Here is a 6116-nt window from a genome sequence, read left to right as displayed (position 1 = left end):
GACACGTGTCATCCTGAACTCGTTTCAGGATCTAATCAATCTAAAGAATGCGTATATTTATGTAAGTTTGTAAAATTAAATCATCATGGTAATCTTCTAATCCCATGAATCAAGGTTCAGACATTTATTAAGTTTTTGCATTTAATATTCTTTCTATCCGCGTCAATCTGCGTAATCCGCGGCTTTCCTTTTACTCACATACTTTCCGCATCAGTTTGCGGTAATAGCAGAAATTCTCAAACGATATGTCCGGCGGGGCTTCATGATCCAGCATGGGAATATATCCGCCCTGTTCGAGCATAAGGGGTACGATGGAAGATACCTCATCTTCGATTTCCTTTTTCGCTCCGGCCAGTTTCCGCTTGTCAAGTCCGCCCCAGATGACCAGGTCGCGGCCATACCTTTCACGGATCTGAAGCACATTCATACCCGCCTGTACTTCGAACGGGTATACGGCGTGGATGCCCAACTCCAGGAAGAGGGGAATCAATTCATGGATATCGCCGTCCGAGTCAACTGCAAAGAAAGGCACTCCATGCCTGCGGAAATGATCGATAACCCGCCGGTAAGGGTTCATCATGAAAGTGCGGAAGAATTCCGGCGAGATGAGCGAGCCTCCGCGATAGGCCATGTCCTCGAAGAAATGAATGCAGTCAGGAATAACATCCCGCAGCATGGGGGTGGTAAGGCGGATAAGAAAATCGGCGTAATACTCCATCATCTCGTGAATCCATCCCGGATCGTCATAGAATCCGACGAGCAGGTTCTCAACTCCGACCCACTCACGGATGGGGCCGAAAAATCCCACTGTGCGGCCGGTGCCAAGGTAAACGGGATAATTACGATTTTTCAGCTCTTTGGCGCGTATGTCCCAGAACAGGGGATACCTGCCGGGTGATTCGGGATCCAGACGCCTGGCAAACTCGCGGAAACTTTCACGGTTATTGACTGGAAACCGGAAAAAAAAGGGGATGGAGCGGCTGCTTTTCGAAAGCTTTAATTTCACTCCCCGCCAGTCATTTTTGATGATGTCCTCATCCGTTTCCTCCAGGACTTCTTCGCGGAACACCGGGTGGATTTCTTCATCTAATCCTACAGGGTCATAACGGTCGAAACCGAAATAAGTTTTGAAATCGGCCCGCTTGGGATAGCCTTCGGTATACCAGCGGTCGATGGTTTCCGGCCATGGCGCCAGCTCACGGTAGGGCGGACGGTCGGGATTGCCCCAGCTCATGGTTTCATGAAAACGCTCTCGTTCGGTCATGCGTATCGGTCTCCAGAAAAGAAATAGTGCGGAATTGGAAGTAGAATATTCAAGTTATGCATAAGTTTCTTCTGATATTATATGTGATATAGACCCTGAAACAAGTTCAGGGTGACATGAGTCCATGGTCATGCCGAACTTGTTTCGGCATCTTTCAATTTAACAGGGTTTTCGCAAATCTTATAATTTAGGGAAAATATAATGCATGAGAAGCGGTCATGGGAAGATGTTTCGCTTCACAAGGCCACCGGATAGTTCATTCTGCATCGGAGTGAATAAATTCGTCTCTCGCCAGAGAATTTTTTCGTATTTTTAAAAATAGAATGAACCTGGACAGGGCATTTCCTGTCTCACATTATAGAATTGGATATTAGGTTACCCCAATCCCTTTACCGGTCAACGGTTGTTCTTAAGATGGACGTTTCTGTGGATACGGCTTTGCAGGAAGAACATGCGCTGATTGCACGCCTCAAAGCAGATGATCCGGGGGCGATAGATGAGGTTGTGGAAAAATACAAACGGCAGCTTTTTGCCTTTATTCTGCGGATGATAGACAACCACGAATCGGCAGAGGATATCTTTCAGGAGACCTGGCTGAGGGTTGTCCGCTCGGTGAAACATTTTCGCGGTGACTCACGGTTTTCCACCTGGCTTTTTCAGATAGCAGGCAACCTGTGCCGTGACAGTCTCAGGAAATCGAAGAAAGAGATGCTGGTTCCCCTGGAAGAAGCTGACTCTGTCACCTGTGAACCCGGGGTCGATCCCTTTCGCATCATGGAGGCAGAACAGGTGAGGCAGGCAGTCAACGAGCTGCCGTACAAGATGCGGGAGGTCATTGTGCTCCGTTACTTTCACGATATGACAGACAGCGAAATATCACAAGTGGTTGGCTGCCCTCTCGGAACGGTGAAAACCCGGTTTCATCGGGCGATAAAGATACTCTCCGGAAAATGGAAAATACGTGTTAAGTCACCCTATACGAAAGAAGGGTCGGTATGAAACTTTTAGTTGAATCAGAGCTCCGCTCCATCCTCCAGGCTTATCGGGTTTGCGATCCTCCCGAAGCCCTGGTCAGTAAAACCAAACATCGTATGCGCGAGGAGATGGCCCTCCAGACGATCGCCCCTGCCTGTCAGTACGGATGGGCGATGGCGCTTATCGGACTGGCGCTCGTTCTTAGCCTGAATCTTTTTTACATCCTTACGGTGGGAACGATCCTCCGTATGGTGCTCTCTCCCCAGTTTGCGGGGATTCTTAAAAACCTGACGGTAGCTTTTTCCATGGCCGAGGGATGCCTTCTCGCCGGCGCGATCATGCTTTTCTACTTCAAGCAGGTACAGAACTCACTGGTACGGACACATGTCCGATACACCATACATTAAGTGCTTTAAAGGAGATTGCTCATGGAAAACGAAGAAATGAAAAAATGCCAGTACTGCGCAGAGCTGATCAAAGCCGAAGCTCTTAAATGCCGGTACTGCGGCTCGAATCAGTCTGTCAAACCATCCAAGCCTGGCGCCCAGAATACTCCGATGTACTGGCAGAGGGTCAATGAAGGCAAGAAAATCGCGGGAGTATGCACCGGGCTGGCGAGGCAGTTCGAGGCTCCGATACTTATCCTGCCGCTCAGGATATTCTTTCTTCTGACCACCTTCTTGTGGTTGTTTGGATTGATTCTCTATATCGTGCTCTGGATTCTCATGCCGCCGCCAACCGATCTGCCGGGGCAGGGGACCGGCAGCACCGTAACTCCACCCCCGCCGCCTCCGCCTGCACCTCCTGCTCAGCCGGCAAACGGGGAAACACCTCTTGCGGTCCAGCAGAATGACGCCAGAGCCGCCGGGAATTCAGTACTGCTGTTTCTTATGATGGCGATAGGGATTGCGCTTGTTCTTGTTCTCTTTACACACGTATTCCCGCTGTTTAATCCTTTCTTCTTGCCAGGAATGCACATGCTCTTTCATCCGTTTGCATTAGCAAGAATGCTGGTGATGGCGCTTTTGGCAGGTGTGGTTGTTTTCGTGGGATATTACGGGATCAGATACTTTTCGAAATCGGGCGGATCACTGCATACAATTGTATAAGCAGTCAAAGTCAAAGATTGTCTGAACCTTGACTTGATTATAATGATTAGCCTGATTTTATACATGATAACATAAATAATTGCGCATGTTTTGAGTTTTTAGATCCTGAAACGAGTTCAGGATGACACGTGTCATGCCGAACTTGTTGCCGCTTCGCGGGAACGATAAAACCGTTTCGGCATCTATTTTGAAAAGAAACACAATAAAATATGTAGTCATGTATAATATCATGGTAATCCTTTAATCCCACGAATCATGGTTCAGACTTTCTTCTACTCTATCCCCAGTATTCCCAGAGTATCGCGGTTGATGATTTCCTCGATAATTTCTTCAGGAACGAGCGGCAGCCCGGAGCCTTTCCGTACGATGTAATTCAGATTGCGGACCCCTTCGATTGAATCCTGAGGCATGGTGAAAGGATAATCGCTCCCGAAAAATACCTTATGAGATGCGCCGTATTCGACAAGGAGCCGCATGGCGGTGTAGAACTGCCAGGGACGGTAATAGAGAGCGGAAATGTCCGCATATACATTCCGATGGCGGCGAATGATGGAAATGGTTTCTCCGTTCCAGGGATGCCCGAGGTGGGCGAGAATGAATGTAAGATGGGGGAAGTAAATCGCGATTTCGTCCATATAGAGGGGGTTGGCGTAATCGAGAGGGGCGGAACTGGAAAAGGTGGTCGCCATATGTGTCAGAATCGGCAGATTGTGTTTCTGCGCATAAGCATAGATCATACGGTATCGGTCGTCGAGGGGATGCACTCCCTGATAAATAGGACCGAGTTTGATCCCCTTTGCTCCCATATCCTGGTGTGTTCGTTCCAGTTCCCCCATGAAATCCACTTCGGTAGGATCGATAGAGGTGAAAAAAATCAGTCGGTCGGGCGCTTTATCCACCTGTTCTTTTACTGTATCGTTGGAGATATTGAAACCGCTCTGAAGAGCCCGGAGGCCGAAAACAACCGCTTTATCCACCGCTGCTGTCGCAAGGAGATGGTGGTCGCTTTTTATAGCGAGATGGTCCTGTGGTATCCGGGCCTGTTCCAGATCCTTATATACTTCAGGGCCGATTTCTTCCAGCTTCCAGAAATGGGTGTGTACATCGACAATCATAAGCTCCTCTTTTTTTTACTATACATGACGACATATTTTATTGTGTTTCTTTTCAAAATAGATGCCGAAACGGTTTCATCGTTCCCGCGAAGCGGCAACGGTTTCATCGTTCCCGCGAAGCGGCAACGGTTTCATCGTTCCCGCGAAGCGGCAACAAGTTCGGCATGACACGTGTCATCCTGAACTCGTTTCAGGATCTAAACACTCAAAACATGCGCAATTATTTATATCGTCATGTATATAAGTGACAGAGTGACAAAGCAAAATATGACACCTATGATACTTTGCCTCTTTGTTACTTTGCAACTATCTTTTTCAATTATCCGTGTCTATCCGAGACATCCGCGGCTGATAACATGAATAATAATACATTCATTTCCCGGTTTCTAAATAAAATCGTCTTGATGAGAGCCTGAAAATGTAGTATTTTTAAATATGAAAACCACTCCGAAAATATACGGTGTTTTACCCGTGCTCCAAATGCCGTACCGAGCGGACGACGCCATCGACTATGATGTGCTCGCGCAGGAGATCGACCATGTGATCAAGGCCGGAAGCGACGGGGTGGTTCTTGCTCTGGCTTCCGAGCTTATCCGGCTCACTCACGAAGAACGCCTGGAATTGACCGTCAAAATACCGGGAATGGTCGCCGGGAGGGTCACTGTGACCATCTCATGCGGCGCCGAAACGGTCAAAAGCGCTGTCGGTTACGCGCAGGCAGCCGAACGGGCAGGCGCCGATGCGGTTATGGCCATCCCTCCGGCAGCGGCCAGGTTTCCCGAACAAGCAATTTTCGAGTATTACAGGGCCATCCATGACGCCGTCTATATTCCCCTGGTTATCCAGGACGCCAGCGGGTACCTGGGCCAGCCCCTTTCTGTGAATTTCCTGGCACGGCTCAGGAATGAGCTTTCGCCGCGAGTGTATTTCAAACCGGAAGCCCAGCCCATCGGACAGACTATCAGCCGTCTCCAGGCGGCGTTGAAAAAAGACGGTGTAATTTTCGATGGAACCGGCGGCCTTCAGCTCATCGATTCGTACCGGCGGGGGGTTTCCGGCACGATGCCCGGCAGCGACCTGGTCGAGGGTATAATCGAGATATGGCGGGCGCTGGCGCAGGATGATGACAAAAGGGCCTATGATGTGTATTTCCCCCTTGCAGCCATCGTGATCCTCCAGACATCTTCTCTTGAAGCTTTCCTGACCATTGAAAAGTATATACTCATGAAACAGGGGATTTTTCGGAACACTCTTGTCCGCAAGCCCAGCGGTTTTGATCTCGATTCCGAGACCGCCGCCGAAGTCGACCGTCTGTATGCGCTTTATGAGAAGGCGCTGAAAAAACGATAGAAAATCCCTGGTACTCAAAATTTTATCCGGTTATGTCATTTGGTAAGTATTTTTAAAAATATTGCGCCGTGATTGCTCGTTTAGATCCTGAAACGAGTTCAGGATGACACTTGTCATGCCGAACTTGTTTCGGCATCTATATATAACGATCGCGAACCTTATCTAATGGCATAACCGGATAAAACTTTATTTTTTTCTTTCGAGGGATTTGTTATATTATTGCAGCAATTTACTCCTGAGTCGAAGGGCAGCCTGAAACAAAGGGGACTCCATAAGCAGCGTATCCTGAGAGCAGGGGGATTT

6 protein-coding genes are annotated in these 6116 nt (G+C 48.7%); 4 read left to right on the top strand and 2 right to left on the bottom strand.

What is annotated here, in order from left to right; all coding sequences use genetic code 11:
• Positions 1-190 precede the first annotated feature (190 nt).
• On the bottom strand, positions 191-1264 hold the full coding sequence (locus tag Q8O92_00200; protein ID MDP2981733.1) for a uroporphyrinogen decarboxylase family protein: 1074 nt from the start codon (positions 1262-1264) through the stop codon (positions 191-193).
• 426 nt (positions 1265-1690) lie between these two features.
• Here Q8O92_00200 and Q8O92_00195 point away from each other — a divergent pair, with 426 nt between their 5' ends.
• The 3 genes from Q8O92_00195 to Q8O92_00185 are packed head-to-tail and all read left to right on the top strand — an operon-like array spanning position 1691 to position 3348.
• Positions 1691-2263: a sigma-70 family RNA polymerase sigma factor gene (locus Q8O92_00195; GenBank protein MDP2981732.1), complete on the top strand. Its 573-nt coding sequence runs from the start codon at positions 1691-1693 to the stop codon at positions 2261-2263.
• Positions 2260-2646 carry a hypothetical protein gene (locus Q8O92_00190; GenBank protein MDP2981731.1) on the top strand — a complete coding sequence of 129 codons (387 nt, stop codon included), beginning with the start codon at positions 2260-2262 and terminating at the stop codon, positions 2644-2646. The genes Q8O92_00195 and Q8O92_00190 overlap by 4 nt, the downstream gene beginning before the upstream one ends.
• A gap of 21 nt (positions 2647-2667) precedes the next feature.
• A complete protein-coding gene (locus Q8O92_00185; protein MDP2981730.1) occupies positions 2668-3348 on the top strand; it encodes a PspC domain-containing protein in 681 nt (226 codons plus the stop codon).
• 272 nt (positions 3349-3620) lie between these two features.
• Here Q8O92_00185 and Q8O92_00180 read toward each other — a convergent pair whose 3' ends face one another.
• On the bottom strand, positions 3621-4463 hold the full coding sequence (locus tag Q8O92_00180) for an amidohydrolase family protein (GenBank protein ID MDP2981729.1): 843 nt from the start codon (positions 4461-4463) through the stop codon (positions 3621-3623).
• Between the two features lie 435 nt (positions 4464-4898).
• Between Q8O92_00180 and Q8O92_00175 the strand changes: the two genes are divergently transcribed.
• Positions 4899-5813, top strand: a complete 915-nt coding sequence (locus Q8O92_00175) for a dihydrodipicolinate synthase family protein (GenBank protein MDP2981728.1) — start codon at positions 4899-4901, stop codon at positions 5811-5813.
• Positions 5814-6116: the final 303 nt, after the last annotated feature.

Source organism: Candidatus Latescibacter sp., from assembly GCA_030692375.1.
GTDB lineage: Bacteria > Latescibacterota > Latescibacteria > Latescibacterales > Latescibacteraceae > JAUYCD01.
This window is presented reverse-complemented; position numbering and strand designations above follow the sequence as displayed.